The organism is Roseibium sp. MMSF_3544 (assembly GCF_030732845.1).
Taxonomy (GTDB): domain Bacteria; phylum Pseudomonadota; class Alphaproteobacteria; order Rhizobiales; family Stappiaceae; genus Roseibium.
In genome coordinates, this window is the sequence record NZ_JASHKA010000005.1 from 141,283 (window position 1) to 167,362 (window position 26,080).

At 57.1% G+C, this 26,080-nt stretch carries 24 protein-coding genes; 16 read left to right on the forward strand and 8 right to left on the reverse strand.

The features are described 5' to 3' along the window. Nucleotides 1-308 precede the first annotated feature (308 nt). On the reverse strand, nucleotides 309-2,354 hold the full coding sequence (gene parE / locus RBB47_RS09400) for a DNA topoisomerase IV subunit B (protein WP_305985521.1): 2,046 nt from the start codon (nucleotides 2,352-2,354) through the stop codon (nucleotides 309-311). Nucleotides 2,355-2,882: 528 nt separating this feature from the next. On the opposite strand from parE, the gene RBB47_RS09405 reads away from it, so the two are divergent. Next, on the forward strand, nucleotides 2,883-3,803 hold the full coding sequence (locus RBB47_RS09405; RefSeq protein WP_305985522.1) for a tetratricopeptide repeat protein: 921 nt from the start codon (nucleotides 2,883-2,885) through the stop codon (nucleotides 3,801-3,803). 58 nt (nucleotides 3,804-3,861) lie between these two features. Here RBB47_RS09405 and RBB47_RS09410 read toward each other — a convergent pair whose 3' ends face one another. From RBB47_RS09410 to erpA, 3 genes are all read right to left on the reverse strand, one after another. Beyond that, nucleotides 3,862-4,146, reverse strand: a complete 285-nt coding sequence (locus RBB47_RS09410; protein ID WP_305985523.1) for a hypothetical protein — start codon at nucleotides 4,144-4,146, stop codon at nucleotides 3,862-3,864. A gap of 245 nt (nucleotides 4,147-4,391) precedes the next feature. Next, nucleotides 4,392-5,174 (reverse strand): exodeoxyribonuclease III, encoded by a 783-nt coding sequence (xth, locus tag RBB47_RS09415; RefSeq protein ID WP_305985524.1) that lies wholly within the window; start codon nucleotides 5,172-5,174, stop codon nucleotides 4,392-4,394. Between the two features lie 85 nt (nucleotides 5,175-5,259). Next, nucleotides 5,260-5,601, reverse strand: coding sequence for an iron-sulfur cluster insertion protein ErpA (gene erpA, locus RBB47_RS09420; protein WP_305985525.1), 342 nt, complete (start codon nucleotides 5,599-5,601; stop codon nucleotides 5,260-5,262). A 146-nt stretch (nucleotides 5,602-5,747) separates the two neighbouring features. On the opposite strand from erpA, the gene RBB47_RS09425 reads away from it, so the two are divergent. From RBB47_RS09425 to RBB47_RS09435, 3 genes are all read left to right on the forward strand, one after another. After that, nucleotides 5,748-6,965, forward strand: a complete 1,218-nt coding sequence (locus RBB47_RS09425) for a deoxyguanosinetriphosphate triphosphohydrolase (protein WP_305985526.1) — start codon at nucleotides 5,748-5,750, stop codon at nucleotides 6,963-6,965. Between the two features lie 97 nt (nucleotides 6,966-7,062). After that, nucleotides 7,063-8,832: an arginine--tRNA ligase gene (gene argS, locus RBB47_RS09430; RefSeq protein WP_305985527.1), complete on the forward strand. Its 1,770-nt coding sequence runs from the start codon at nucleotides 7,063-7,065 to the stop codon at nucleotides 8,830-8,832. Between the two features lie 73 nt (nucleotides 8,833-8,905). Continuing rightward, complete coding sequence (locus RBB47_RS09435; protein WP_305985528.1) at nucleotides 8,906-11,677, forward strand: SPOR domain-containing protein; 2,772 nt, start codon at nucleotides 8,906-8,908, stop codon at nucleotides 11,675-11,677. A gap of 58 nt (nucleotides 11,678-11,735) precedes the next feature. On the opposite strand, the gene RBB47_RS09440 is transcribed toward RBB47_RS09435, so the two are convergent. Then, nucleotides 11,736-12,653: a LysR family transcriptional regulator gene (locus RBB47_RS09440; RefSeq protein ID WP_305985529.1), complete on the reverse strand. Its 918-nt coding sequence runs from the start codon at nucleotides 12,651-12,653 to the stop codon at nucleotides 11,736-11,738. Between the two features lie 132 nt (nucleotides 12,654-12,785). Here RBB47_RS09440 and RBB47_RS09445 point away from each other — a divergent pair, with 132 nt between their 5' ends. Further along, on the forward strand, nucleotides 12,786-13,709 hold the full coding sequence (locus RBB47_RS09445) for a DMT family transporter (RefSeq protein ID WP_305985530.1): 924 nt from the start codon (nucleotides 12,786-12,788) through the stop codon (nucleotides 13,707-13,709). A 12-nt stretch (nucleotides 13,710-13,721) separates the two neighbouring features. Here the strand turns inward: RBB47_RS09445 and RBB47_RS09450 are convergent, their stop codons facing one another. After that, nucleotides 13,722-14,738 (reverse strand): alpha/beta hydrolase family protein, encoded by a 1,017-nt coding sequence (locus RBB47_RS09450; protein WP_305985531.1) that lies wholly within the window; start codon nucleotides 14,736-14,738, stop codon nucleotides 13,722-13,724. Between the two features lie 40 nt (nucleotides 14,739-14,778). After that, entirely contained in the window at nucleotides 14,779-14,931 is a 153-nt protein-coding gene (locus tag RBB47_RS09455; RefSeq protein ID WP_305985532.1) for a hypothetical protein, read from the reverse strand. Between the two features lie 109 nt (nucleotides 14,932-15,040). Here RBB47_RS09455 and nagZ point away from each other — a divergent pair, with 109 nt between their 5' ends. From nagZ to RBB47_RS09510, 11 genes are all read left to right on the forward strand, one after another. After that, nucleotides 15,041-16,060 (forward strand): beta-N-acetylhexosaminidase, encoded by a 1,020-nt coding sequence (nagZ, locus tag RBB47_RS09460; RefSeq protein ID WP_305985533.1) that lies wholly within the window; start codon nucleotides 15,041-15,043, stop codon nucleotides 16,058-16,060. An 11-nt stretch (nucleotides 16,061-16,071) separates the two neighbouring features. After that, nucleotides 16,072-16,911 (forward strand): ScpA family protein, encoded by an 840-nt coding sequence (locus RBB47_RS09465; protein WP_305985534.1) that lies wholly within the window; start codon nucleotides 16,072-16,074, stop codon nucleotides 16,909-16,911. Next, complete coding sequence (gene scpB / locus RBB47_RS09470) at nucleotides 16,901-17,608, forward strand: SMC-Scp complex subunit ScpB (RefSeq protein ID WP_371932765.1); 708 nt, start codon at nucleotides 16,901-16,903, stop codon at nucleotides 17,606-17,608. The genes RBB47_RS09465 and scpB overlap by 11 nt, the downstream gene beginning before the upstream one ends. After that, nucleotides 17,608-18,747, forward strand: coding sequence for an ABC transporter ATP-binding protein (locus RBB47_RS09475; RefSeq protein ID WP_305985535.1), 1,140 nt, complete (start codon nucleotides 17,608-17,610; stop codon nucleotides 18,745-18,747). The genes scpB and RBB47_RS09475 overlap by 1 nt, the downstream gene beginning before the upstream one ends. A 208-nt stretch (nucleotides 18,748-18,955) precedes the next feature. Next, complete coding sequence (locus RBB47_RS09480; protein ID WP_305985536.1) at nucleotides 18,956-19,180, forward strand: twin-arginine translocase TatA/TatE family subunit; 225 nt, start codon at nucleotides 18,956-18,958, stop codon at nucleotides 19,178-19,180. A 41-nt stretch (nucleotides 19,181-19,221) separates the two neighbouring features. Next, nucleotides 19,222-19,674 (forward strand): Sec-independent protein translocase protein TatB, encoded by a 453-nt coding sequence (gene tatB / locus RBB47_RS09485; RefSeq protein WP_305985537.1) that lies wholly within the window; start codon nucleotides 19,222-19,224, stop codon nucleotides 19,672-19,674. Then, nucleotides 19,671-20,471, forward strand: a complete 801-nt coding sequence (gene tatC, locus RBB47_RS09490; protein WP_305985538.1) for a twin-arginine translocase subunit TatC — start codon at nucleotides 19,671-19,673, stop codon at nucleotides 20,469-20,471. The genes tatB and tatC overlap by 4 nt, the downstream gene beginning before the upstream one ends. Nucleotides 20,472-20,542: 71 nt before the next feature. Further along, the gene (gene serS / locus RBB47_RS09495) at nucleotides 20,543-21,823 is read left to right on the forward strand and encodes a serine--tRNA ligase (protein WP_305985539.1); all 1,281 of its coding nucleotides are present in this window, start codon (nucleotides 20,543-20,545) and stop codon (nucleotides 21,821-21,823) included. Nucleotides 21,824-21,961: 138 nt separating this feature from the next. Then, nucleotides 21,962-22,720: a 5'/3'-nucleotidase SurE gene (surE, locus tag RBB47_RS09500; RefSeq protein ID WP_305985540.1), complete on the forward strand. Its 759-nt coding sequence runs from the start codon at nucleotides 21,962-21,964 to the stop codon at nucleotides 22,718-22,720. A 19-nt stretch (nucleotides 22,721-22,739) separates the two neighbouring features. Next, nucleotides 22,740-23,432: a protein-L-isoaspartate(D-aspartate) O-methyltransferase gene (locus RBB47_RS09505; protein WP_305985541.1), complete on the forward strand. Its 693-nt coding sequence runs from the start codon at nucleotides 22,740-22,742 to the stop codon at nucleotides 23,430-23,432. A gap of 232 nt (nucleotides 23,433-23,664) precedes the next feature. Then, a complete protein-coding gene (locus RBB47_RS09510; RefSeq protein WP_305985542.1) occupies nucleotides 23,665-25,053 on the forward strand; it encodes a peptidoglycan DD-metalloendopeptidase family protein in 1,389 nt (462 codons plus the stop codon). Nucleotides 25,054-25,105: 52 nt separating this feature from the next. Here RBB47_RS09510 and RBB47_RS09515 read toward each other — a convergent pair whose 3' ends face one another. After that, nucleotides 25,106-25,978 carry an ATP-binding protein gene (locus RBB47_RS09515; RefSeq protein WP_305985543.1) on the reverse strand — a complete coding sequence of 291 codons (873 nt, stop codon included), beginning with the start codon at nucleotides 25,976-25,978 and terminating at the stop codon, nucleotides 25,106-25,108. Nucleotides 25,979-26,080: the final 102 nt, after the last annotated feature.

Here is a 26,080-nt window from a genome sequence, read left to right on the forward strand (position 1 = left end):
AGAGGTAAAATGCCAAGAAATTCGAGTATTTCTGCGCAAGATTTGCCATCTCAGTTAATAATGCCGCTCAAGACCACTACGAAAGTTGCTATTGCGACATTTGATCGGCTGCGTATCACGCTTCGGCACTGCGCTGAAGTTAAATAAATGTAATGGTGATTTCGCGCTTCCAATGCATGCGTTTCTTCATGTGTACCAGGAAACGGACTTGGTATGTCATCAGCCGTTGAAGCTCTAACGCGGTCTCAAGTCACACTCACCCAATCGCTCTGCGGGAAGGCAATGCGATCTAGTGAAATCTGAGTTCCTTAGATGTCAAGATCGTCGGCGAACTCGGCGTTTTCCTGGATAAACCGGAAACGTGCCTCCGGTTTGTTGCCCATGAGTCTTTCAACTGTGTCGTTGGTGACACCGATTTCCATTTCATCGACGTCGACCTTGAGCATCGATCGTTTTGACGGATCCATGGTCGTTTCTTTCAACTGTGCCGGCAGCATCTCGCCAAGGCCCTTGAACCGGCCGATCTCGACCTTCGACTTCCCCTTGAAGGCTGTCTCGAGCAATTCGTCCTTGTGGGCGTCGTCTCGTGCATAAAGCGTCTTGCCGCCTTGGCTGAGTCGGTAAAGCGGAGGAACGGCGAGGTAAAGATGACCACCTCTGATCAATTCCGGCATTTCGCGGTAAAAGAATGTGATCAGCAAGGACGCAATATGGGCTCCGTCAACATCGGCATCAGTCATGATGACGATTTTTTCGTACCGCAGATCGCTTTCCCGGTATTGCGATCTGGTGCCGCACCCAAGTGCCTGAATGAGATCGGCAAGCTGCTGGTTCGCGACCAGTTTGTCCCGGCCTGCGTTCGCCACATTGAGGATTTTACCGCGCAAGGGAAGGACGGCCTGGTTCGAACGGTTTCGAGCCTGCTTCGCGGATCCGCCAGCGGAATCGCCCTCGACAATGAACAGTTCAGTTCCGTCGGACTGGTTGGCAGAACAATCGGCCAGCTTGCCCGGCAAGCGTAGTTTGCGGACCGCGGTCTTGCGCGCGACGTCTTTCTCCTGACGTCTGCGCAACCGTTCCTCGGCCCGGTCGATGACCCACTCCAGAAGTTTGTTTGCCTGGTTCGGCGACGCTGTCAGCCAGTGGTCGAAGGCGTCGCGAACCGCCGTTTCAGCGATGCGTGTTGCTTCGTTGGTCGCGAGTTTGTCCTTGGTCTGGCCAACAAACTCCGGCTCGCGGATGAAAACGGATAACATTCCGCCTGCAGAGGTCATCACATCATCGCCGGTGATGATGCTGGCTTTTTTGTTGTTCGTCAGCTCACCGTAAGCCTTCAATCCGCGCAGGAGCGCATAGCGGAACCCGGCCTCATGGGTGCCGCCCTCAGGCGTCGGGACCGTGTTGCAGTAGGAATTGACGAACCCGTCGCCGGCAAACCAGCTAACCGCCCATTCCACAGAGCCGTGTTTTCCGGTCTTGTCGGTCCGTCCGGCAAAAATTTCCTCCACGACCCGGCGTTCAGAGGTCAGGCGTTCGGAAAGAAAATCCTTCAGGCCTCCGGGAAAGTGGAAAACAGCCTCTGTCGGCGTCGCTTCTTTTTCGGAGATCAGTTCCGGTGCACAGTGCCAGCGAATCTCGACACCACCGAAAAGATAGGCCTTTGAGCGCGCCATCTTAAGCAGCCGGGCGGGTTGAAACCTGGCTCCTTTGCCGAAGATCTCCTGGTCGGGGCGGAACCGTACCAGAGTGCCACGACGGTTCTGCGTATCGCCGACCATCTCAAGCGAACCCTGGGCCTGGCCTCTGCGGAAAGTCTGTCGGTAGAGCTTGCGGCTCCGCGCAACCTCGACGACGAGTTCCTCAGACAAGGCATTGACCACGGACACACCGACACCGTGAAGACCGCCGGAGGTCTCATAGACCTTGCTGTCGAATTTGCCGCCCGCATGGAGCGTGGTCATGATGACCTCGAGCGCGGATTTGTCCTTGAACTTGGGGTGCGGATCCACCGGGATACCGCGGCCATTGTCGATGATCGTCAGAAAACCGTCAGCTGACAGGGAAACATCGATCCAGGTCGCGTGACCGGCAACGGCTTCGTCCATCGAATTGTCGATGACTTCTGCGAACAGGTGATGGAGAGCCTTTTCGTCGGTACCGCCGATATACATACCCGGCCGCCGGCGAACCGGTTCAAGTCCCTCAAGAACTTCAATGTCTGCGGCCGAATAGTCCTCTGTCACAGGGGCTGCGGCGACTGCTCGCGGCTTCCGCGGAACGGGATTGGACACCTCCTGATCCATGGGGGCCGAGACAGCCGCGTTACCGGCAAACAAATCGTCTTTCGCACTCATTCCGTATCGCCTGAGAGGTTTAATGCTCTGATTGCTGATGTTCAGCGCCGTTACCTACACCGAATCACACTCAAGTTTGAAGGACAAATGTAGAACGGCAAAGCTTTTTGCCCTGAAGGTCCCGTTTTCAACAGGCCTGGCCGGTTACGCATCACGGAAACCGAACATCAACCAGACTGTGCTCAACTTATGTCGCGGGGAGGTGCAAGAACAGCACAGGAATTGTGCCAATTCGGCAACACTCGCAAACAGAGTCGTGCCTGAGAGGCTTGAATGAGCATGCTGCCCATGTTCAGCCATGTTTGAGCAGCAACCGTTACGCTAAAGTTCGGTTGTCCGGCGATCGATGTATGCATTGATGGTCAGGCAGGGGCCGAAGAAGAAACCCGCAAATGGTCTCATTTGGGCCCAGAATGGCCCAACTTAGGCCGAATTGATTGGCCACCTTAGGTCACTCAAAAAAGAACCGTCTGGGTGCAACCCGACGGGATGAAGAGACAGGAAATGCGCGAGGCGCGGACAAATAAAATGGCCGTCATAGACGAGCGGCGCACCGATGAAGTTCGGCCCGCGCGTAATTGTGTGGCAGGCATGCACAAGACGATTTCGATGCTCAATGGTGTTGGAAAACGGGTATCTGTGCTCGCGGTCGTGATCGCGTTGGGTCTTTGCGGCACAGCGGCGGCGTTCGACGGACAGCCGGCCCCTGACGTTGCCATTGGATCCACGGACCTGTCGCCGAGTGAGGCACTGCGCGCGGGAGCGCGGCAGTACTATTCGGGCGACAAGGAAGGTGCCCTGCATTCTCTTCAATACGCTGCTGAAAACGGTCAGCCCATGGCCGCCTGGAAACTTGGCGAGATGTACTCCAAGGGTGACGGCGTCCAGGAAGATGACTTCAAGGCGTTCCAATATTACAGCCAGATCGTCCGTGAACACGGTGAAGACAGTCCGAATGCACCCGATGCACCGTTCGTTTCAAGCGCGTTTGTCGCTCTGGGAACGTATTACCTGAACGGGATTGAAGGCGCCGTTCCAAAGAACGAAGCCCAGGCCCGGCAGGTTTTCACCCATGCGGCGTCCTATTTCGGTGATGCGGATGCGCAATATGAACTTGGCAGGATGTATCAGGACAATAACAGCCGCATGGCAGTTCGCTGGTACAATCTTGCGGCCTTGAAAGGGCATGTCGGCGCACAGGCAAGACTTGGCGAAACCTTGTTTATGATCGGCTCTTCCGATCGGAAAAAAGCGCGTGGTCTCATGTGGTTGACTGTGGCGCGAGAGCAGGCAAGCGGCGTGGATGCCGGCTGGATCAACACCATGCACGAGCAGTATTTTGCGGTTTCCTCCGAACCCGTCCGCCAGAAGGCGCGCTCCCTGGCTGATGGCTGGATAGAGCAGAATCGGCCGGACATGTTCACAGCGCAGCAGCTCGAAACCCAGTAGCCTAAGGTCTGCGTCTGCGGCTCAGTTCCAGCAATCAGATGCTTGTGTATTTGGCGTCCTAGCCGAGGTCGACGCCATTTGAAGTCGGGCCAACCTCTCCTGGCGTGGGCCGGGTCGGCATCATATCTACTGGTTCAAGATCTTCCGCATCAAGTTTGGAAAACGGGCAGGGGGCATTGCTGATCTTCCAGGACGTGTTGTTCAGGACCATCGAACAGGTCGCCATCTTCAGGCCGTTGGGGCTCTTCAGACAGATCGATTCTCCAATACCGTAGTCTTCACCCTGGTAGCGGCAGGTGCAGGAAACGTTCTGGGCAAGCGCTGTCGTCTGGAAGAACAGCACCAGCGCCGATCCGGCCAGTAACTTCTTGAAAAAATTGCCAAATGAAGATTGTTCGGCGACCGCGCAGGAAGCCGGATTTGGCGTTGGTCCGCTTTGTGTTAGCGCGGACAGGATATGTCGAAGCGTTATCCCATTACTGAAAAGATTAGCACGGAGAAGCATTCCTGCAAGTGTGCAGCGCGACAACACCGCTGCCTGATTATGTCCGGCTGGGTAAATTGCCTGCCGTGAATGCCGCGACGGTATCAGGCCGCGAGCTGCACCCAGACCGGCACATGGTCGGACGGCTTTTCCCATCCGCGCACATGTTTGTCGATGCCGCAGCCGCTCATGAGATCGGTCGCTTGTGGCGACATCAGGATATGATCGATCCGGATGCCGTTGTTTTTCTGCCAGGCACCGGCCTGATAATCCCAGAACGTGTAGGTTTCGTCTGCCTCGGTGCAGGCGCGGACTGCTTCGGTAAAGCCTAAATGGGTGAGAGATCGGAAGCGTTGCCGGCTTTCGGGCTGAAACAGGGCGTCGTCGACCCAGTTTTGCGGGTTCCGCGCGTCGACCGGGTCGGGAATGACATTGTAGTCTCCCAGCAGCAGATAGGCGCTTTCCTCCCGCAGCCTTGCTTCGGCATGTTCAAGCAGTCGATCCATCCAGGCAAGTTTATAGGGAAACTTCTCGGTCCCGAGCGGATTTCCGTTGGGCAGGTAGAGACAACCGAACCGGACGGACCCGGTATCGGTTGAAACACTCGCTTCGATGAAACGCGCCTGTTCGTCACTCTCGTCGCCCGGCAGACGGCGCTCAACGTCTTCCAGCGGCTGCTTGGAGAGGATCGCGACGCCGTTGAAACCCTTCTGTCCATGCGTTTCGACATTGTAGCCGAGGTCTTCAAAGGGCTGACGTGGGAAATTCTCGTCGACCGATTTGATTTCCTGAAGGCAAGCGACATCCGGAGAGGCTTCCTTCAACCAATCCTGGACCGTGTCGATGCGCGCCTTGACGCCGTTGATGTTCCAGGTCGCAATTTTCATCGGTCAGACTGCCTCGTTTCCCATCCCGCCCGATGACACGGATGGGAGCAAATAGGTTTCGTTCTGCGGCGAATGTCAGCCGGTATCAGATTGTGAAACTCGTCCCGCAACCACATCCAGCGACTGCGTGCGGATTGTTGATCTGAAAGGACTGTCCGATCAGGTCATCGACGAAATCAATCTCGGACCCGCCCATGTACTGCAGGGAAACGGAATCAATCAGCACGGTGGCGCCTGGCTTTTCAATCACCAGGTCGTCGTCTTCCACGGAATTGACGACGTCATATTTGTACTGCAGCCCTGAACATCCGCCGCCTTCGACGCTGACGCGCAACATGCTGCCATCAGGTTCCTTCGACAATATTCTGGCAATGCGCTTGGCAGCGCGTTCGCTGACTGTTACTCGATTTTCAAGTGTTTCGGTCATGGTCTACCGACTCGCTTAGTCTCTTGCCTGTCGCCAAGAGTGTGAAACATGATTTATTCAGATAAGTAAGTTTTGAAGCCGCCCGCGTCAATCTGCGGTGTTCGGCCAGGACGGGTGAAAGTGTTGTGAACGGTGACGGCGCGCAAATGAAGACGGAAATTGGTTTCGGGGCGCAGACCCGGGCCGACTACGCAGAAAACCCGTTCCAGAGCAGGGGACGGTTGTTTCCCGAGCCGGAAAGTCCGACGAGGACGCCGTTTCAGCGCGATCGCGACCGGATAATCCATTCTTCCGCCTTCCGCCGCCTGAAACACAAGACCCAGGTTTTTGTCTATCACGAGGGTGACCATTTCCGGACGCGTCTGACACACACGATCGAAGTGTCCCAAATCGCGCGCTCGTTGGCGCGTGCTCTGCGCCTTGACGAGGATCTCGCAGAGTGCCTTGCCCTGTCTCACGACCTTGGCCACACCCCGTTCGGGCACGAAGGCGAGGATGTCATGCATGACTGCATGGAACCGTTCGGAGGCTTCGATCACAATGCGCAATCGCTGCGCGTCGTGACGCATCTGGAGCAGCGTTATGCGGAATTCGACGGATTGAACCTGGCCTGGGAAACATTGGAAGGGCTTGTAAAACACAACGGACCACTGGTGGACCGGGACGGCAAACCGTTGGGCAAATTCAAGGGCAGCGAACTCCCGTTTGCAATCAGGGAATATGCAGCGCGGCAGGATCTATTGCTTGAAACCTGGCCGGGCGGGGAAGCCCAGGCTGCCGCGATTGCTGATGACATTGCCTATGATGCGCATGATCTGGACGACGGATTGCGGGCTGGCCTGTTCGCGATCGAGGACATGCGCGGCGTGCCGTTTCTTGCAGATATTCTGAGCGAAGTGGACGGCAAGTATCCCGGTCTTGAAGAAGGGCGCCGGATCCACGAAATCGTGCGCAGGTCAATCACCAGAATGGTCGAGGATGTCATCCGGGAGGCCGTTTCCAATCTATCTGAACTCAATCCGAAGAGTGCCCAGGACATCAGGATGGCAAGGCGAGGCATGATCGGTTTTTCGGCTGACATGGCTCAGGCTGAAAAGGAAGTGAAGAAGTTTCTTTTTTCCCACGTCTACCGGCATGAAGACGTGTTGGCGGTGCGCAGGTTGGTATCCCGCGTCGTGCGGGACTTGTTTCAGAAATTCATGTCCGACCCGGAACTGATGCCGTCGCCCTGGAACCAGGGGCTCCACGGATCTGGCGAGACGGAGGTCGCCAGAAGAATTTGCGATTACATTGCCGGCATGACCGACCGCTATGCAATAGAAGAGCATCGCAGATTGTTTGACGACACTCCCGATTTAGGGTAGGCGCTTGATCAACTTCACAGCCCTGTCGCGCCGGAGGAGAAATCCATCGAGCGCCCGGGGGTTTTGTGTTTGAAAGACCAAATCAGACCGGTGCTCAATGAACATTTTTGCGGACTTCACGCAACGCGTAAAAAAAACACTACAAAGCCTTGATCTAAAGGATGCAAATGGAGCTTCACCGGACTTGTCACGTGTCGTTGTTGAAGCGCCGAGAGATCCGGCGCACGGAGACTTCGCCACGAATGCTGCAATGGTTTTGGCAAAGCCACTTGGAATGAAGCCGCGTGATCTGGCCGAAAAACTTGTCACTGAACTCAACCATGACCCTGATATCACCGAAACGACCATTGCCGGTCCGGGGTTCATCAACCTGCGGGTTGCCCCGATCGTATGGCAGCGGATTTTGGGCAGTATTCTCAATCTCGGCCAGGACTTTGGCGCAGTCGCAAGGACGCCGCAGCCAAAGGTCAACGTGGAGTACGTGTCCGCCAATCCCACAGGCCCGATGCATGTCGGACATATCCGTGGCGCGGTTGTTGGCGACGCCCTCGCCAATTTGCTGGGCTTCGCCGGCAACGAGGTGGTCAAGGAGTATTATATCAACGACGCCGGCTCGCAGATCGACACGCTCGCACGCAGCGCATTCCTCAGATATCGCGAGGCGTTGGGGGAAGATATCGGTGACATACCCGCGGGTCTTTATCCGGGGGACTACTTGAAGCCTGTCGGCAGTCTGCTGGCTGAAAAATTCGGCGATACTCTGAAGGGCCAGCCAGAAGCTGAGTGGCTGCCGGTTGTCAAAAACGCGGCAATTGATGCAATGCTTGATCTGATCCGCGCAGACCTGGCCGCGCTCGGAGTGAAGCACGAGCTCTTCTATTCCGAAAGAACCCTGCACGAAAAGGACGGCGTAAACGGCTCGAAGATCGACGTGATGCTGGACGGTTTGCGTGAAAAGGGTCTGATTTATCAGGGCACTCTGCCACCGCCCAAGGGACAGGTGCCCGAGGACTGGGAAGACAGGGAACAGACGCTTTTCCGGGCCAGCGACTTTGGCGATGATACGGATCGCGCTCTCAAGAAGTCAGACGGCTCGTACACCTATTTCGCCGCAGATGTCGCCTATTTCCAGGACAAGTTCGAACGCGGCTTTGACGAGACAATTTACGTCTTGGGCGCCGATCATGGCGGCTACGCGAAGAGACTGGAGGCCGTCGGAAAAGCTATTTCGGGTGGCAAGACGGAGGTAATCGTCAGGTTCTGCCAGCTTGTGAAGCTGATGCGCGATGGTGAGCCGGTCAAGATGTCGAAGCGTTCGGGAGACTTTATCACCCTGCGTGAAGTCGTCGACGAAGTCGGACCGGATCCCGTCAGATTCATGATGCTCTATCGGAAGAACGATGCTCCGCTCGATTTCGATTTCAAGAAGGTAACTGAACAATCAAAGGACAATCCCGTCTTTTACGTGCAATACGGACATGCCAGGTGCCGGTCTGTTTTGCGTCAGGCGGCGGAAGAGTTGCCGGATCTGGACGCCAGGGACGATGCCCTGTCAACGGCGGACTTCACGCTGCTGGAGGACAGTGGCGAGCTCGAATTGATCGCAAAGATGGCGGAGTGGCCCAAAGTGGTGAACGCGGCGGCCGAAACACACGAACCACACAGAATCGCATTTTATCTACATGAACTGGCAAGTTCTCTGCACGGGCACTGGAATAGAGGCAAGGAAATGCCGCATTTACGTTTTATTGACGCCGGTAACTCGAAATTAACCCTGGCACGTCTTGCATTGGTTCGTGCAATATCTTTGGTGCTCGCTTCAGGTCTTTCGATTCTCGGTGTCAACGCCCCTGAAGAAATGCGCTAACAAATTAACGTGGCCGACCGCGTCGTAGGTAGCAAGACGCAACGGTGGAACTGAACCGGTTTTCGTAAAGCACATGGCAAAAGATTACGAAAATAAGCAAGCTGATCTGCATGCGTCTGCAAACGACGCGGGCGCTAACAAGCCTGCGCTGGAAGATCCATTGCTGGAACTTGCCCGGATCGTCCAGAAGAACAAGGAAACGGGGACGAATGTGACCAGCGGACGGGTTGGAAACACAGACTATTTTGCAGGCTTGGATGATTTCGCGGCAGATGTCGACGGGCCGCCGAAACCCGAGCCGACACGCGTCGAGCCTTCCTTTGCTCCGCTCACGCCAGAACCCGAAATCACTGAACAGGATATTCCACCGCAGCCCCGGCCGCAGGCGCCAGTTATTGGTGAAATCGCAAATCAGTTCATCGCGCGCCCCCGTCAGTCGCAACTCGACGAAACTCCGCGCGGCGATGCTGGACAATCCGGTCTTGCGGAAGCAAAAGCACCAGGCAACGTATCGCCGCTTTGGCCCAAACTGAACGACCCTCAGCCTCGCGAGACTCCGGAACCGCATATTCCGGCACCGCAGATTCCAGAACCACAAGTTCCGGAACTGCAAAGTCCGGCGCCGCAAATTCCGGCACTGGACCCGGCACCGAAAGTGCAGCTTTCCACGTCTCCAGCCTTTCCGGTCGAAACCCCTGCACCGGCACCGGTACCTGCTGAAGCAATAAAACCGGCCCCAGCGCCCAGTGAGTCTTTGGTGAAGGCACCGGTGATCTCGAACAAGGCGCCCGGGCTGGCTCCCGACGTTGCACTTGATCTGGAGCAGAACCTGACTGCCGAGCTGGAAGATGAACTGATCGGCGCATTGCGGCAGTCAGTGGATGAGGACCTTGGCACCGAGGACCCAAGCGGTGCGTCGGAACCGGTTGAAAGCGACCCATTCGCGGAAATCACCGAGCCTGAAGAACCCGTTCAGACAACAAGCCCTACGGCGACCGATTCGTTTGCGGCAAATGACAGGTTCCACTTCGAAGCGCCGAGAAAAGCCTTTGAACTTCCTGGCAATGCGGCTGCGCCTCTCGATGCACGGATCAAACCTGCACCGACGTCAACAGAAAGTCAGTTTCAGCCAGTTCGTCCGCGAGTTGAGCTGGAGCCGCGCCCAGAGACAGACGCGGATTTGTCTGTTGATAAGCAGCGCCCTGCCATTGATGAAAATGATCTGGTCGCTGCGTTGAACCCGGTGAAACCGGATCCGAAGCCGTACCCAGTGGCTGCACCGGCAAAGGAAAAGGAAAGTCCTGCCGGAATTGAAGCACTCTTTGCCGATCTGGACTTTCCGGACCCCGTTGACCGCTTACAAACTGAAACCAATGTCGACGACGCATCGCCGGAGCCGGTAGAGCCGAAAGACTCGTTTGAACCAGATGAACCGGTCGAGACGGCGGACGACATCGACGATATGGCCTGGCCGGATGCGGTTGAAGCCGTGCCGCAAACGGAAGATGATGAGACGCCACCGCCGCCGGAGGGCTATGATCTTGATGCCGTCGCGCGTGCTATGCAGGAGAGCGATCCGACCCTGAACGGTGCCGGCGTTTTGCCGCCGCACCCCACAGAAGAGCAGGCAGCGATACCCCAGGCAAGAGGGAGATCACGGCGTGGCCTTTATGTGACCGCTGGTGTGCTTGCCGTTGCAGCTTTGGGCGGTGCCGGGTTTTTCTTCTATGACGGCGACTCGGTGCAGGTGCCGAGCGGCCCGCCGCCGGTCATCAGCGGCCTGCAGGAACCTCTGAAAATCTATCCCGAATCGTCGCAACCTCCTGCAACGGATCAACAGCCGATCAAGTTGAATTATGATCGCGTCAACAGCACCGACGAAGCAGCGCCTGAGCGTCTGGTCGTGCCGGAAACACCGCAGCCTGTCGATTTGCCACCGGCGCCAGCAGGCGCGGAAGGCAACGCAGAGCTGGCACCGGGCGCACCCAAACGGGTAAGGACACTGGTGGTCCGCCCGGATGGAACGATCATAAACCAGGACAGCCCTGAGGCCGCCGCATCAGCGGCAACCGGCACCGAGCAACCTGTCCCGGATGCATCCGCCGCTCCAGCCCCAGCAACGATACCGACGGCAGCCGCACCCGCGATCTCGACGCCGACAGTGAGCGTGGAACCACCGCGCGTCGTTGAGACAACGCCTGTCGTCGCTGATCCCGCCCCAGCGGAAACTGTTGTTTCACCAGCGCCCGAAGCAACGCCGGCTCCGGTGGAAACGCAGATAGAAACACCGGCTGAAATTGCTTCCGCAGAACCGGCAGCGCCGACGACGCCGGCAATCGTCGCTGGGACAGAAGAACCGGTCGCGGCCGTGGCCGAGCCGGTGGAGGAGGTGGCAGCGCCTGCACCTGTTCCGACTGTCGTGCCCAGAAAGAAGCCGGCAGCGCCGGTACAAGTGGCAAGCGCACCCGCAGCGCAAGCGGCTCCAGCCGCAACGACGCAGCGCGACGGACCGCTCAACCTGACAAACACGGCGAACACACAAGCTGCGGCACCTGCAACGTCGAACACGACAAGCACCAGCGGATCGATTGCGTCCGGAACGTATATTGTTCAGGTGACCTCACAACGTTCAGCTGATGCTGCCAGCAGCGCATATAGCAGTTTGCAGCAGCGCTATCCGAGTGTTCTTGGAAACCGGAATGCTGTTATCGTTTCAGCCGATCTCGGCGATCGGGGTATCTTCTACCGTGCCCGGATACCGACCGCTTCGAGGGACGAAGCCAATTCGCTCTGTGAAAGCCTCAAAGGCGCAGGCGGCGATTGCTTCGTCCGACGCCAGCCCTGACGGCACGCCGGCAAACAAACAAATATCGAAGAAATTGAAAGGCCGGTTTTCCCGGCCTTTATTCTGCTGCGGAAACGGCTTCGGTGTTGCCGCGTCCGGTCAGTCTGGGTGCCATGTTCTTGTAGATCCGGGCGATGGCATCCATGGCAATCCTGACGGCAGGCTCGCGCCGAACATCCCTGTGCACGATGATATGTTCGGGATTTGTCAGGTCGTCGAGAGGCCCGGTGAGCGGGACAAGGTCCGGATGACTGTCCGCCATGAACACGGGAAGCAGTGCCAGGCCAGACCCTGAAACCGTCATGTTCAAGAGAGTGGTCATCGTATTGGTGCGTATCTTTGGCCGCACAATCTCTTTCGTTTCCATCCAGCGAACATGCGCGGGATACCAAAGATCGTCCGGTGCAAAGCCGAGCCAGTTGCAATCCGAATACCGCCGATCGGTCAAAGCTGACGGGTGTTCAGTCACAAAGGTTCTCGACCCGTATACGCCATAAGCCAAATCGCCGAGCTTGCGTGCGATGAGCGTGTCGGTTTCAGGCAGACAGTTGCGGATCTGCAATTCAATCCCGCGGGTCTGATGGTCTGCATCGAGGTGGCTGGAAATAATCTCCAGCTCGACATCCCCCAAAAGGGCCGTGAGGTCTTCAATTCCATCGGTAAGAACCCGGGCACGCACTTCGTCGACGGCAACGCGCACAACTTTCAAAGCTGAGCCAGACAAGTCCGGCAGCACCCGGCTCGCGGCGTCCGCGTTCCGTCGCATGTCCGCAGCAAGCGGAATGAGACGCAAACCGGCTTCTGTCGGCTTGAGGCCGCTTGGTGTCCTGTCGAACAGCCGTGCACCAACCCGGTCTTCGAAACTTTTAAGCCGCCGGCTTAGTTGCGGCTGACTGAGGTTTAACGCCTTCGCCGCACCCGATAACGAGCGCATGCGCGCGGCCGCATCAATTAATTTGAGGTCGTCCCAGTTCATGGGAGAGCTATACGAAAATACAGGAAGGCGATCAAGTGGATGCGTATCTGCATAGCCGTCATTGGAATTTTGCAGCTACTTCCGGCTCCAAATAACTGCTAGCCATTGGATCTCAGGAGCCCAGGAACCGCAATGCCGCCGAATTCGATCTACATGCGCCGAGAAAACACCGTGCTCGCCTTTGCGCTTGCGCTTGCCGGAATGTCGGCATTCACACCCGTTTTCGCGGCAGGAAAAATTGCCGATGGTCTGTTGCCGGTTGCTGTTCTGGTCTGGCTGCGTTTCCTGGGCGGCGCTGTGACGATTGTCGGCTTCGGGACGATCCGCCGCACACCGATATTCAGGCGGCTCAGCCCGCTCTGGAAGCTGCATCTGATGCGTGCCTTTTGCGGTGTCGGAGGTCTCGCCTGCACAATCTACGCAGCCAGCATACTTCCATTGGCGGATGCAACGGCAATCGGCCTGACCAAGGGGATCATTGCGATCGCACTGGCCGGCCTGATCCTCAAGGAATTGATCACAGGCCGTCATTGGATTGCCGGTCTCCTGTGCGTGATCGGTGCCTATCTTGTCGTGCGCTCAACAGGGGCCGACGGCGGCGCGTCTCAGCTTGCCCTGGACGGCGTCCTGGCAGCGCTGCTGGCAGCTGTGTTCATGGCCTGTGAAGCCCTGATCATGCGCTATATCGCACAACGCGAAGACACGGTCACGATCCTTGCTTATGTGAACGTCTTTGCCTCGGTCCTGCTGACCGTTCCGGTTCTCTGGATCATCAGCGTTCAAGATATCCCGTGGAGCAGCCTTGCGGCATTTGCGTGGCTAGGGCCACTGGCGATTGTTGGCCAATCGCTCAACATATCAGCTTACCGGCGCGCCGGTGCTGCAACTCTGGCACCGGTTTATTACGGCAGCGTCGTGCTTTCGGCGATCTTCGCTTATGCCGTATGGGGCGAGATCCCGACACCGCTGGCCGCGCTCGGTGCCTGCCTCATTATCCTCGGTGGCCTGGTACTGACACTCCCAATACCTTTCAGACGTGCGCGAAAAGTTTCCTGATCCTATCCGCAGTCATCCGTTCAGCAGCCGGTTAGCCAGGAATGGCAGGCTTTCGTCCAACCGGTAGTCGATGGACGAATGGTTGTCGTTGAACTCCCGATAGACGTGATCAACTCCGGCAGCGTCGAGTTTTCTGTTCAGTTGGCGCGCGCCGTAAACGAGATTGTACTGATCAACGGAACCGCACTCGATCCAAAGTCCTTTCAACGAGGCGAGGGCCTCATGGTACTGGTCAACGATCCGGACGGGATCCCACGCGAGCCAGGCGGCCCAGCGCTCCTCGATGAGTTCACAAGTTTCCAGGTCGACCGGCAGTCTGATGCCGCAAAAGACTTCAGGGTCAGGATCCGGATCGTAGGTTGCCGCCATGGCAAAAGTCATGAGATCATGGAGCGAATTGCCCGGATATTTGGGACCTTGCTCGAAGTCGGTCACGAAAGCCTCGATCGATCCCGCCTTTGCGATGGCGCGCAAGGCACTCGGCATTTCAGGCAGGTAGCACAGCTCGAAGGCCATGTCGCCGGAATGGCAGGCCGCCGCCGACCAGACGTCAGCGTGCTGCATGGCATGAACAATCGCGCCATAGCCACCTGAGGATTTTCCAAAAATTGCCCTCAGTCCCGGACCGCCGCATTTGAACCGGCCTTCAACCTCTTCCAGCATCTCGGTCGTAAGCCATGTCGCCCAGGGGCCCATGACCTGACTGTCGATATACTGGTTTCCCCCAAGGCGCGTGAAACAGTCCGGAAATGCGACGACGACCGGCGGCAACTCGCCGTCGTGAATGAGACGGTCCAGGCGCTCGGGCACGTTTTCTCCGAAATTCTTCCAGTTGACATGGGCCGGACCGCCTGCGGTAAACCCGACGATATCGACCAGAAGGGGCAATCCGCTGCCGTCATGGCCGTTGGGCGTATAAACCACGATCTCGCGTGTCGCCGTGTCGCCCAGGCGGTTCTGACCGAGAATTTCGGAGCGGTGCGATATCCGGTGGAGTTCGCCTGCGGGAATGTCGAGACGTGCGCGCATGGATGCCTCCTAGGTCAGCCTGCCTGATGTCCGAGGGATGTCAGTAAAAGACGTTAGATGGAATGTAGCCGTTCTGCATCGGGTCTTCCAGAATTCCCAGAAGGATGAACATTTCTCTCGCTTCCGGTCCGACCCACACGAAGACCAGAAGGAACGTGCAGGCCAGTACGAGAGTGTGTTTTGCCAGGTTCATTGCCGAGCGCTCCGATCATGAGTGCCTAGATTGCAAGTTCAGGGGATCGGCGCAAGTCTGGTGCCCGGCTTTCTTGACGGGTTCGGAGTGGCCCGCTAATCCGGAAGACATGACCAAAGCCTTTGTTTCCGGCTGTGCCGGTCCGATTCTGACAGACGACGAAATCGCCTTCTTCAGAGAGGCCGATCCCTGGGGCCTGATCCTGTTTGCCAGAAACGTCGAAACGCCCGATCAGCTCAAATCGCTGACGGCATCGTTCCGTGAAGCGGTCGGAAGGGAAAACGCCCCGGTGCTTGTCGACCAGGAAGGCGGGCGGGTACAGCGCTTAAAGCCACCCAATTGGGTGAAATACCCCGCGCCAAAGCTTTATGGTGACCTTTATGCAAGCAATCCGGAAGCGGGTGTGCGTGCAGCCAGACTTGGCGCCCAGCTTATCGCCAATGATCTTTTCGAAGTGGGAATAACAATCGACTGTTTGCCCTGCCTGGATATCCGGTTTTCCGATACCGTCGACGCGATTGGTGATCGGGCGATTTCGGGTGATCCGGATGTTGTGATCCGCCTCGGTCAGGCCATGATCGAGGGCGCGGTGGCTGGTGGCGTTCTTCCGGTGATCAAACATATTCCAGGCCACGGCAGGGCCAAGGTGGACAGCCATTTTGAGCTGCCGCGCGTCGATGCCCCTCTTTCAGAGATGAAAGACGTGGATTTCCGCCCTTTCAAGGCACTTTCCCACGTGTCATTGGGGATGACAGCCCATATTGTGTATGAAGGGATCGATCCGGAGACGGCCGGTACGCAAAGCGCCACTATTGTTCAGGAGGTCATCCGAAAGGAAATCGGCTTTGACGGGTGCCTGATGAGCGATGATATTTCGATGAAGGCGCTTGGCGAGACGTATTTTGAACGCTCAAGGAAGATCATTGAGGCCGGGTGTGACATCGTCCTGCATTGCAACGGCGACATGAATGAGATGGCCGCCGTTGCCGAGGCGGTTCCGGAGCTGGCAGGTGTATCCGCGATCAGGTGCGCTGACGCTCTGAAGGGTTGGAAAGCACCGGAACCCGGATTTGACAAAAGCGTTGCCTGGGACGAATTTCGCGCACTAACCGGGGTGCATGGCGTGTAACCGGAGCTGGAATGGCAGAATTGGAAACCCAGAGACAGATTGCCGAGGATGGATCGTTTGACCTCCTGAGCTCCGTCAATTCTGTAGAGCAGCGCGCGACTTCGGATCCTCAACTCGTTGTCGATGTGGATGGCTTCGAAGGGCCGCTGGATTTGCTGCTCGGTCTTGCACGCACGCAAAAAGTGGACCTGGCGCGAATATCAATCCTCGACCTTGTTGAGCAATATCTCGAATTTGTCGCCGAAGCGCGGCGCATGCGGCTGGAGCTGGCAGCAGACTATCTTGTGATGGCGGCCTGGCTGGCATTTCTGAAGTCGAAGCTGCTGCTGCCGGAACAAAAGGATGAGGACGAACCGACGGGTGAGGAGCTTGCAGCAGCCCTTGCATTCAGACTGCGCCGTCTTGAGGCAATGCGTGAAGTGTCCGGCAAGCTGTTGAACAGGAACCGCCAGGGACGCGAGGTTTTTCATCGCGGTGCCCCGGAAACCATGTCCGTTCAGCACAAGAGTATCTGGGAAGCCTCTATCTACGATCTTTTGTCTGCCTATGCGACGCAACGTCAGAGACAGTCTGTCACATCGGTTCGGGTCCTAAAGAGGACCGTATGGTCCCTACAGGAGGCGCGCGAGCTTTTGACCAAGCTTGTTGGCCGTGTCAGTGAGTGGGCACCTCTCAACGCCTATCTGCGTGACTATCTCTACGACAACAAGGACTGGGCGACCGTGGTCGCCAGCTCGTTTTCCGCAAGCCTGGAAATGGTCAGGGAAGGGCAGGTGGAGATCCGCCAGGGAGAGGCGTTCTCGCCAGTCTATATACGCTCGATCGTAAAGGATGCGGACGATGACGTCTGAGCCCGAACGAGACGACGAAACCGTTGTGTTGAAGGCCGGCTCGTCCGAAGCAATCAATGATCTTTCTGGCTTACGAATGGTCGAAGCCCTGCTATTCGCGTCGTCTGATCCCTTGTCGCTCGAAGAGCTTACGCTGCGCGTGCCGGAGGGGACCGATGTCCTCGGACTTCTGGAGCAGTTGCAAAAACTCTATGCGCCGCGGGGCGTCAATCTCGTCAGGGTCGCAGGCAAGTGGTGTTTCAGGACGGCGGAAGATCTTGCCTATCTGATGCACCGCAATGTCGAAGAGCAGCGCAAACTGTCGCGCGCGGCTTTGGAGACACTCGCAATCATCGCGTATCACCAACCCGTTACGCGCGCCGAGATCGAGGAAATTCGGGGCGTTTCGACGTCCAAGGGCACACTGGATGTGTTGCTGGAGACCACCTGGATCCGCATGCGAGGACGCCGCCGGACCCCCGGGCGTCCTGTTACCTATGGCACCAGCGAGCAGTTCCTGGTTCATTTCGGCCTGGAAAGCGTCAAGGATCTGCCGGGTCTTGAAGAGTTGAAAGGGGCCGGATTGCTGGACAGCGCGGTCCCGGCTTCGTTTGCAGTTCCGACACCCAATGACGATGTGACTTTGACCGAAGACGAAGATCCTTTAGAAGACGGGTCTCTCTTTGGTGAAGATGCGGATGACCCCGCAGGAGCTTGATGTCACAGGAAGATACGTCACCTAACTCAAAAGGTCTCGGGAATTCGCTCGACTGGGGCGCGCGGGGAACGGCGAGCGCGACCATTGCTGCCGGCCTGGTGTTTGAAAACATCTCGCATGACTACGATGGTGTCGCATCGGTCCGGGACTTGAGCCTGTCGATTTCTCCTGGTGAAATTCTGTGCCTCATTGGCCACTCCGGATGTGGCAAGACCACACTGATGCGGATCGCCGCCGGTGTTGAGAGGCAAAGCCGCGGCAAAGTGCTCATCAACGGCAGGGAAATCGCCGGGGACGCAGTATTCCTGCCCCCGGAGAAACGCGGCGTCGGACTGATGTTCCAGGACTATGCGCTCTTCCCGCATATGAGCATCCTTGCAAATGTGATGTTCGGCCTGACGGGACTGCCAAAAAAAGAAGCCGAGACGGCTGCGTTGTCGGCACTGGGTCGCGTCGGTCTTGCCGACTATGCGGCCGACTTTCCCCATGCACTGTCCGGTGGTGAGCAACAAAGGGTTGCCCTTGCGCGTGCGCTTGTGCCGCGCCCGGGTATCCTGCTGATGGATGAACCCTTCTCGGGCCTGGACAAACGCTTGCGCGACAATGTTCGCGATCAGACACTCGACGTAATCCGCGAAACCCGCGCCACCTGCATCATCGTAACGCACGATCCGGAAGAGGCGATGCGCATGGGTGACAGGATTGCGCTTATGCGAAGAGGCCGGCTTGTGCAGCACGGACCGGCTGCCGAACTCTATAACGATCCTGTAGATCTGTTTGCAGCACGTTTTTTCTCTGAAGTGAATCAGGTTGAGGGAAGGGTGACCTCAGCCGGTGTTGAAACGCCGCTCGGAGTGGTGAAATCAAACGGTGCTGCGCAGAACGAAAAAGTCGATGTCTGCATAAGGCCGCAGGGGATCTGCCTGAACAAGGCCGGATTGTGCGGCGTTCCGGGCCGAATTGTCTCAAAAAGGTTTGTCGGTGAAGTCGATCTCTTGTCGATTGTCATTGATGGTCTCGACCATCCGCTGAAGGCCAGGGTGCGCGCCGGCAGCGCCTGGGAGCCTGGAATGGACGTTGCAGTCGATGCTGATCCAAAGGATGTGCTTGTTTTTTCGCGCAAGGAGTCCCAAGTCTAGGCCAAAGGATGTTCAATTAGAATCGATTGAACCTTCAAAAGTTGATCGGCTTCACTTATGGGACCGTACTCTGAGACACAAATCTGGCCCTATTTGTCATCATTCTGTCTAAGAGCGGAAAATGTTCTTCAGGTGTATGTTGCAGGGTCAGGACCGTTTTTGTACAAGGGCCGTAGGGCTTTAAAGCCAATTATCAGGAGTTTGGCGTATGGGCATTAGTATTTGGCAGATCTTGATCATCGCAGTGGTGGTGGTTCTGCTGTTCGGACGTGGCAAGATTTCCGAACTTATGGGCGATGTTGCCAAGGGAATCAAAAGCTTCAAAAAGGGCATGGCCGAAGACGACACTGCCGACGCTCCGAAGACCATCGATCATCAGGCCGGCGACGCAGCACCGTCTGCGAAAGCTGAAGATCAGACCAAGGCGAGCTGATCTTAATCTGCATCGCGTCTCCTTAAGGGACGAGAGTTCTCATGTTCGATATCGGCTGGACCGAACTCATGGTGATTGCGTGTATTGCAATCATCGTCGTAGGGCCAAAAGACCTTCCGCGCATGTTGCGCACGCTTGGGCAAACACTGGGAAAAATGCGGCGCATGTCGCGTGAATTCCAGTCGACGTTCAACGATGCCTTGCGTGAAGCAGAGCAGCAGGCCGATATTGCCGACATGAAGAAGCAGGTCGAGGATGCGGCGAACTTCAACCCATTGGGTGATCTGAAGAAATCGATCGAGGAAGACGCAGCACAGAAAGCGTCAAGACCGATGACGACGAAGCCTGCTTCGGCTCAGTCGGAAACAACCTCTGAGGAAGCAAAACCGGTCGAGAGCGCAAAAGCGCCGGCAGATGAGCCGCCCGCGCCTCCACAGGACAAAGCTGCGGACAAACCGGACAAGAAACCGGCGACGGAAGACGTGAAGGCATGAGCCAGGAAGATATCGACGCTTCAAAAGCGCCCTTGATCGAACATCTGATAGAGCTGCGCCAGCGGCTGATCTGGTCGATTGCGGCTATCCTGGTCATGTTTGTGGTCTGCTTCTATTTTGCGCAGGACATCTACAATGTCCTGACGATCCCTTACCTGAGAGCGGTCGGTGAGGGGCACCCCGTGGAGATGATCTTCACAGCCCCCCAGGAATGGTTTTTCACCCAGTTGAAACTGGCGCTGTTTGGCGCGCTGTTTCTGGCCTTTCCGGTGATCGCCAGCCAGATCTACATGTTTGTCGCGCCTGGCCTCTACAAGAACGAGCGTGGCGCATTCTTGCCGTTCTTGATCGCAACGCCGATCCTGTTTCTGATTGGCGCGTGTCTTGTGTATTTCCTCGTCATGCCGATGGCGATGGGATTCTTCTTGTCACAGGAGCAGCTTCCCGGAGAAGGACAGGTCGCAATTCAGCATCTGGCCAAGGTCAGCGAGTATCTCGGGCTGATCATGATCCTGATCTTTGCGTTCGGCCTGGTGTTCCAGCTTCCGGTTGTCCTGACCCTTATGGGCCGGGCTGGCTTGGTCTCATCCGAGGATCTGAAGAAGAAACGCAAATACGCGATCGTTGGCGCATTTGCAGCTGCTGCAATTTTGACACCCCCCGATCCGATCTCGCAGATCGGTCTTGCGCTCCCAACGCTGCTTCTCTACGAAGTCTCCATTCTGTCGGTGAGGCTGGTTGAACGCCAGAGAGCGCAGCGAGAAGCTGAACGTGAAGCGGAAGACGCAACGGCTTAGCCGGTTTTCCATCGCGTCCGATTGCCTCCCGGCGGAATGAAGTGACAACGACCGTCGTTCGGGAAGCGAAGATGTTTGATATTAAGTGGATACGGGAAAACGCAGACGCCTTTGACCAAGCCTTGGCAAAACGGGGTTTTGAGGCCTCCGCTGCCAGGCTGATCGCGCTGGATGATTCCCGTCGCTCCCATATCACCAAGCTTCAGGAAGCGCAGGAACGGCGCAATGCAGCCTCCAAGGAAATCGGCAAGGCCAAAGGCTCGGGCGATGACGCCCGGGCGCAAGAGCTGATTGACGAAGTCGCTCAGATCAAGGCGTTCATCCAGTCGGGCGAAGAAGAAGAGCGCAAGCTGAATGCGGATCTGGAGACGGCAATGGCCGTTATTCCGAACCTGCCGCATGACGACGTTCCTGTCGGCGAAGACGAGAGCGACAACACGCTTTACCGGACGCATGGCGAAAAACCGGTCTTTTCGTTCAATGAGCATCCGAAAGAGCATTTCGAACTTGGTGAAGCGCTCGGCGACATGGATTTCGGAACAGCTGCCAAGCTGTCCGGGTCGCGTTTCGTGCTTTTGAAGGGGCAGATCGCAAGACTTGAGAGAGCCCTTGGCCAGTTCATGATCGATCTGCACACGCAGGAAAACGGCTATACCGAAGTATCTCCGCCGCTGCTGGTGCATTCCGATCCGCTTTACGGCACAGGCCAATTACCGAAGTTTGAGGAAGATCTCTTTAAGACCACGACGGATCATTACCTGATCCCGACGGCAGAAGTTCCGCTGACCAACCTGGTGGCCGGTGAAATCGTTCCTCAGGACAGCTTGCCGCTGCGCGTGACCGCGCTGACATACTGTTTCCGCTCTGAAGCCGGTTCTGCCGGACGCGACACGCGCGGAATGCTTCGCCAACATCAGTTTCAGAAATGCGAATTGGTCTCCGTGACGACACCGGACGAGTCGCTGAATGAGCTGGAACGCATGTTGAACTGCGCGGAGATGGTTTTGCAGCTGCTTGGTCTGCGCTACCGCGTCATGACGCTATGTACCGGCGACATGGGATTCGGTGCCCGCAAGACCTACGACATTGAAGTCTGGCTGCCAGGTCAAAATGCCTACCGTGAAATCTCGTCCTGTTCTGTTTGCGGTGATTTTCAGGCTCGGCGAATGAATGCGCGCTATCGACCCACGGACAGCAAGCAACCTGTCCACGTGCATACGCTGAATGGCTCGGGGATTGCGGTCGGGCGTGCGCTTATCGCTGTCCTTGAAAACTACCAGAACGGTGATGGTTCGGTGACGGTTCCGGAAGCTCTGCGGTCCTATATGGGCGGGCAGGAGCGAATCGGTTAGGCGCACGGGCACCGGTTCAGCAGAAGAAAAGTGGCTTTGGGCTGCGGAATCATTTCGTGCCGCCCGGATCTCATGTCGCAACGGCCATGACTGGTCAAACGCAAACCTTGAACTGATTTCGCAGGAGGCAGGGGTTCCATGCGCATCTTGATTACCAACGATGACGGCATTCACTCTCCGGGCTTGGCGGCACTGGAAAGAATTGCCCGGACGCTTTCCGATGATGTGTGGGTGATCGCGCCCGAGACAGACCAGAGCGGTGTCGCCCATTCACTCACGCTCAGTGATCCGCTTCGCTTGCGTGCCATCGACGAACGGCATTTCGCATTGAAAGGGACCCCAACGGACTGCGTCATCATGGGGGTCCACAAAGTAATGCCGGAACGGCCGGATCTGGTCCTTTCAGGCATAAACCGCGGACAGAACCTTGCAGAAGACGTCACCTATTCAGGCACCGTTGCAGGTGCGATGGAAGGTGCGATCCTTGGCATTCGGTCAATTGCAGTTTCCCAGGCTTACAATTGGGATGTGAAAGCGGAACCGAACTTTTCGGTAGCGGAGACACACGCGCCAGAGCTCTTCGCCAAACTGATCGAGTTTCCGTTGCCGCAATACTCCCTGATCAATGTCAATTTTCCCGCCTGTGATCCTGATTCGGTTAAAGGCACAAAGGTCACGGTCCAGGGGCATCACGAACAGAGCGGGCTTTCCATTGACGAGCGCCAGGACGGCCGCGGTTATCCCTATTACTGGCTGCGTTTTCGTGAGCGCGGCAAATCGGTTCTTGATAATTCGGACCTTCAGGCGATTGCGGATGGATATGTGTCTGTTTCACCGCTACGCATAGATTTGACGGCCCACGACCTGGTGAGTGATTTGGCTGGGGCGCTCAAGTAACCCTTGTTGGGAGTATTGCATGGCCGGTTTGCCACCCGGCGAAGAACGCACGGAGTTTTCGTCCGCACTGCCAGATGAGGCGGAAGCACGGGCAGCGCTCGTACTCGCGTTACGACGGCAGGGTATTGGTGCTCGCGATGTCCTGTCGGCGATGGAAAGGGTCCCAAGACGGCTCTTTCTGCCCGCACGGCACCATGGCCTTGCCTACGAAGACGTGGTCCTTCCGATTGAGTGCGGCCAGACTGTATCGTCGCCCACGCTTGTTGCATCCACTATCCAGGCGCTTTCGCTCTCTGCCGACCATTCAGTGCTCGAGATTGGCACCGGGTCGGGCTATCAGGCGGCTGTCATGTCCCATTTGGCAGCGCGGGTAGCAACGTTGGACCGGTTTGCGACCCTGACGGATCTGGCGCAAAGACGCTTTGCAGCACTTAAACTGCAAAACATTTTTGCGCGGCAAGCAGATGGCCTTGAAGGCCTGAAACAAAAAGGCCCGTTTGATCGCATTGTCGTAACTGCCGCCATTGAGGCCATTCCGGACAATTGGGTGCAGCAGCTCAAGCCCGGCGGAATTCTGGTTGCCCCCGTCGGCCAGGCCAATCAACCCCAGTCACTGATCCGATTCGTCAAAACAGAAAGCGTGATGACCGCCGAAACGCTGATGCCGATCCGAACCGTCATGTTGCGACCCGGCGTTGCACTGAAGCTCTGACCACAACACTGCACTTGCTGGACGTCCGGAAGCGCGAATCTGCGGCGCCGATTCCGCGCGCGATTTACTATGTTCGGCTCGGCCAGAAACGCAGCGTGGCAGGAACATGTAGAGAAAAAGGCCGAATTCGGGGCAATCTCCGGTCGTCTTTAGTCTTTATAAACCTTACTGGCGTCTACTCTTAACCATAACAGCCATTGTTAGCGGTATGAGTTAGGCGATGAAAAAGCGGATGCGTACCCTCCGCGGGGACCTACTGGGCAAAGCGGCAACTGTATCACTGGTCGCAGCATTACTTGCAGGATGCTCCAGCGCGGTCGAGCGTTTCGGTGAACCACCATATTATACGGGTAATACCGAAAATCAGCGTGAGATACTGAACGGCGCAACACCCCAGCCAAGCTATCAGGATATAGCGAACGGCCCGGGTGGCACGCCTGCCGGACTTCCGGCTTCCAGTTCGGCACCTGTGACAACAGGTTCGATCTCGAACAAGCCTGCAGCGATCCAATCGGCTCCGTTGCCAGCGCCGACCCAGACCGCTTCGTCAGCCCGAAAAGCACCGGTCCAGACGACGCCTGTAGCGACCTTGCCGGCACCTGAAACGGTCTCGAGTGCGAATGGAAAAAGCTGGAAGGGGTGGACCTCTGCTGGCGGGACTCGGGTTCAGGTCCGCCAGGGCGACACTCTGAACTCGATCGCGCGCAGATACGGTGTTCCCGTTCAGGCGCTGGCTTCGGTGAACGGCATCGGGAACGCCAATCAGGTCCGACCGGGCCAAAGCCTCGTTATTCCAACCTACGTCTATTCCGACCGCAACGGCCTTGCCAGTGCGACGGAAGGAGAAAGCGGTAAGGTGAGGCTGCCAAGCGCAGGCGGAAACGGCCGGGTTGTCACCGGATCGATTTCCACGAATTCCGGATCGGCTCCAAGCCCGGATCGCAAACCTTTCAAGCAGCAGACTTTTGCTGAGATCAGCACGTCCGAGACAGTTGTCCAGGAAACAGAAGTAATCCAGGTCAGTGCGCTCCCCAAGCGCAAGCCCGCAGTCGGCCAACGTCCGCTCATCACGGCATCGACAAGTTCGAAACCCACGACTGCGACGCAGCCGTCAGCTGCTCCGAGTGCACCGGTTCAGTTGGCGTCGCTGCCTAGTCCCGCGCTGACCCAGGAGCCGCGTCCGACCGAACCGATCAAAACACCTTCCGTTGCGAGCGTTCAGGAAGACGTTGAAGTCTCGAGCGAAAAATTTCGCTGGCCGGTCCGCGGACGGATAATTTCCGATTTTGGTACAAAGCCGGGTGGCGGCAAGAATGAAGGTGTAAATCTCGCGGTGCCGGAAGGAACGCCCGTCAAGGCGGCTGGCGACGGGACGGTCATCTATTCAGGAAACGAACTGAAAGGTTACGGCAACCTGGTTCTGGTGCGCCATAGTGAAGGTTGGGTGTCGGCATACGCTCATAACAGCGAGCTGAAGGTCAAGCGTGGCGACAAGATCCGCCGCGGTGACGTGATTGGCCTTGCCGGCGCAACCGGTTCGGTCAGCCAGCCCCAGGTTCACTTCGAATTGCGCAAGGGCAACAAGCCTGTCGACCCACTGAAACACCTGCCGCAGCGCTAACGAGCGGCAACACACACTCCGAAAAACCCGGCAATTCGCCGGGTTTTTTGTTTCAGGAAAGCGACTTGCCGAGCCGTCCAGCCAGATCCTGAATAAATTGGTAGGCGACACGACCTGAACGGCTGCCTCGGGTCGTCGCCCATTCAAGGGCTTGAGCGCGCAGATCATCTTCGGGGAGGCCCAGACCATAAAAGTCCGCATAGCCACGAACCATTTCCAGATAATCATCCTGGCTGCACTTGTGGAAACCAAGCCAAAGTCCGAACCGGTCGGAGAGGGAGACCTTCTCTTCAACCGCTTCTGCCGGATTGATCGCGGTTGATCGTTCGTTTTCAATCATGTCCCGCGGCAGCAGATGCCTGCGGTTGGACGTCGCGTAGAAGATCACGTTCTCGGGGCGCCCTTCAATGCCGCCTTCCAGGACAGCCTTGAGGGATTTGTAGGAAGTGTCGTCGTTGTCGAAACTCAGATCGTCGCAAAACACGATAAAGCGGTAAGGTGCGTTCCGGATCACTGACATGAGTTTCGGCAGGGATTCGATGTCTTCCCGGTGAATTTCGATCAGTTTCAGCTCGCCTGCTGCAGGATCGCGATTGATGGCTGCGTGGGCAGCCTTGACCAGAGAGGACTTGCCCATCCCGCGCGCACCCCACAAAAGCGCATTGTTGGCAGGAAGGCCGTCTGCAAACCGCCGTGTGTTGTCGAGAAGAAGATCGCGCACATGAGACACCGCGCATAAGAGCTCGATATCGACCCTGTTGACCTTTTCGATCGGAAGGAGATTGCCAGGCTCGGGGGTCCAGACAAAGGCCTCGGCGGCCTGCCAGTCCGGGTCGCCGGCACTCGCGGGAACGGCGCGGCTGATCAGGTCGATCAGGGTGTCGAGTTTGGCGTTTAAAGCGGCAAGATTGTTTTGCTCACTCATAATTCTTGCAACCCCTGTTAAAAAGGCCCATGTGAGGCCGTAGCGGCTATTAAGGTGCAGGGTTTGGTCGCGGTTGAGACGAAAACCGCTTGATAAAAGCGG

Coding starts and splice junctions, on each gene's coding strand:
- parE (WP_305985521.1), bottom strand. CDS start 2,354: ATGAGTGCGAAAGACGATTTGTTTGCCGGTAACGCGGCTGTCTCGGCC.
- RBB47_RS09405 (WP_305985522.1), top strand. CDS start 2,883: ATGGCCGTCATAGACGAGCGGCGCACCGATGAAGTTCGGCCCGCGCGT.
- xth (WP_305985524.1), bottom strand. CDS start 5,174: ATGAAAATTGCGACCTGGAACATCAACGGCGTCAAGGCGCGCATCGAC.
- erpA (WP_305985525.1), bottom strand. CDS start 5,601: ATGACCGAAACACTTGAAAATCGAGTAACAGTCAGCGAACGCGCTGCC.
- RBB47_RS09425 (WP_305985526.1), top strand. CDS start 5,748: ATGAAGACGGAAATTGGTTTCGGGGCGCAGACCCGGGCCGACTACGCA.
- argS (WP_305985527.1), top strand. CDS start 7,063: ATGAACATTTTTGCGGACTTCACGCAACGCGTAAAAAAAACACTACAA.
- RBB47_RS09435 (WP_305985528.1), top strand. CDS start 8,906: ATGGCAAAAGATTACGAAAATAAGCAAGCTGATCTGCATGCGTCTGCA.
- RBB47_RS09440 (WP_305985529.1), bottom strand. CDS start 12,653: ATGAACTGGGACGACCTCAAATTAATTGATGCGGCCGCGCGCATGCGC.
- RBB47_RS09445 (WP_305985530.1), top strand. CDS start 12,786: ATGCCGCCGAATTCGATCTACATGCGCCGAGAAAACACCGTGCTCGCC.
- RBB47_RS09450 (WP_305985531.1), bottom strand. CDS start 14,738: ATGCGCGCACGTCTCGACATTCCCGCAGGCGAACTCCACCGGATATCG.
- RBB47_RS09455 (WP_305985532.1), bottom strand. CDS start 14,931: ATGAACCTGGCAAAACACACTCTCGTACTGGCCTGCACGTTCCTTCTG.
- nagZ (WP_305985533.1), top strand. CDS start 15,041: ATGACCAAAGCCTTTGTTTCCGGCTGTGCCGGTCCGATTCTGACAGAC.
- RBB47_RS09465 (WP_305985534.1), top strand. CDS start 16,072: ATGGCAGAATTGGAAACCCAGAGACAGATTGCCGAGGATGGATCGTTT.
- scpB (WP_371932765.1), top strand. CDS start 16,901: ATGACGTCTGAGCCCGAACGAGACGACGAAACCGTTGTGTTGAAGGCC.
- RBB47_RS09475 (WP_305985535.1), top strand. CDS start 17,608: ATGTCACAGGAAGATACGTCACCTAACTCAAAAGGTCTCGGGAATTCG.
- RBB47_RS09480 (WP_305985536.1), top strand. CDS start 18,956: ATGGGCATTAGTATTTGGCAGATCTTGATCATCGCAGTGGTGGTGGTT.
- tatB (WP_305985537.1), top strand. CDS start 19,222: ATGTTCGATATCGGCTGGACCGAACTCATGGTGATTGCGTGTATTGCA.
- tatC (WP_305985538.1), top strand. CDS start 19,671: ATGAGCCAGGAAGATATCGACGCTTCAAAAGCGCCCTTGATCGAACAT.
- serS (WP_305985539.1), top strand. CDS start 20,543: ATGTTTGATATTAAGTGGATACGGGAAAACGCAGACGCCTTTGACCAA.
- surE (WP_305985540.1), top strand. CDS start 21,962: ATGCGCATCTTGATTACCAACGATGACGGCATTCACTCTCCGGGCTTG.
- RBB47_RS09505 (WP_305985541.1), top strand. CDS start 22,740: ATGGCCGGTTTGCCACCCGGCGAAGAACGCACGGAGTTTTCGTCCGCA.
- RBB47_RS09510 (WP_305985542.1), top strand. CDS start 23,665: ATGCGTACCCTCCGCGGGGACCTACTGGGCAAAGCGGCAACTGTATCA.
- RBB47_RS09515 (WP_305985543.1), bottom strand. CDS start 25,978: ATGAGTGAGCAAAACAATCTTGCCGCTTTAAACGCCAAACTCGACACC.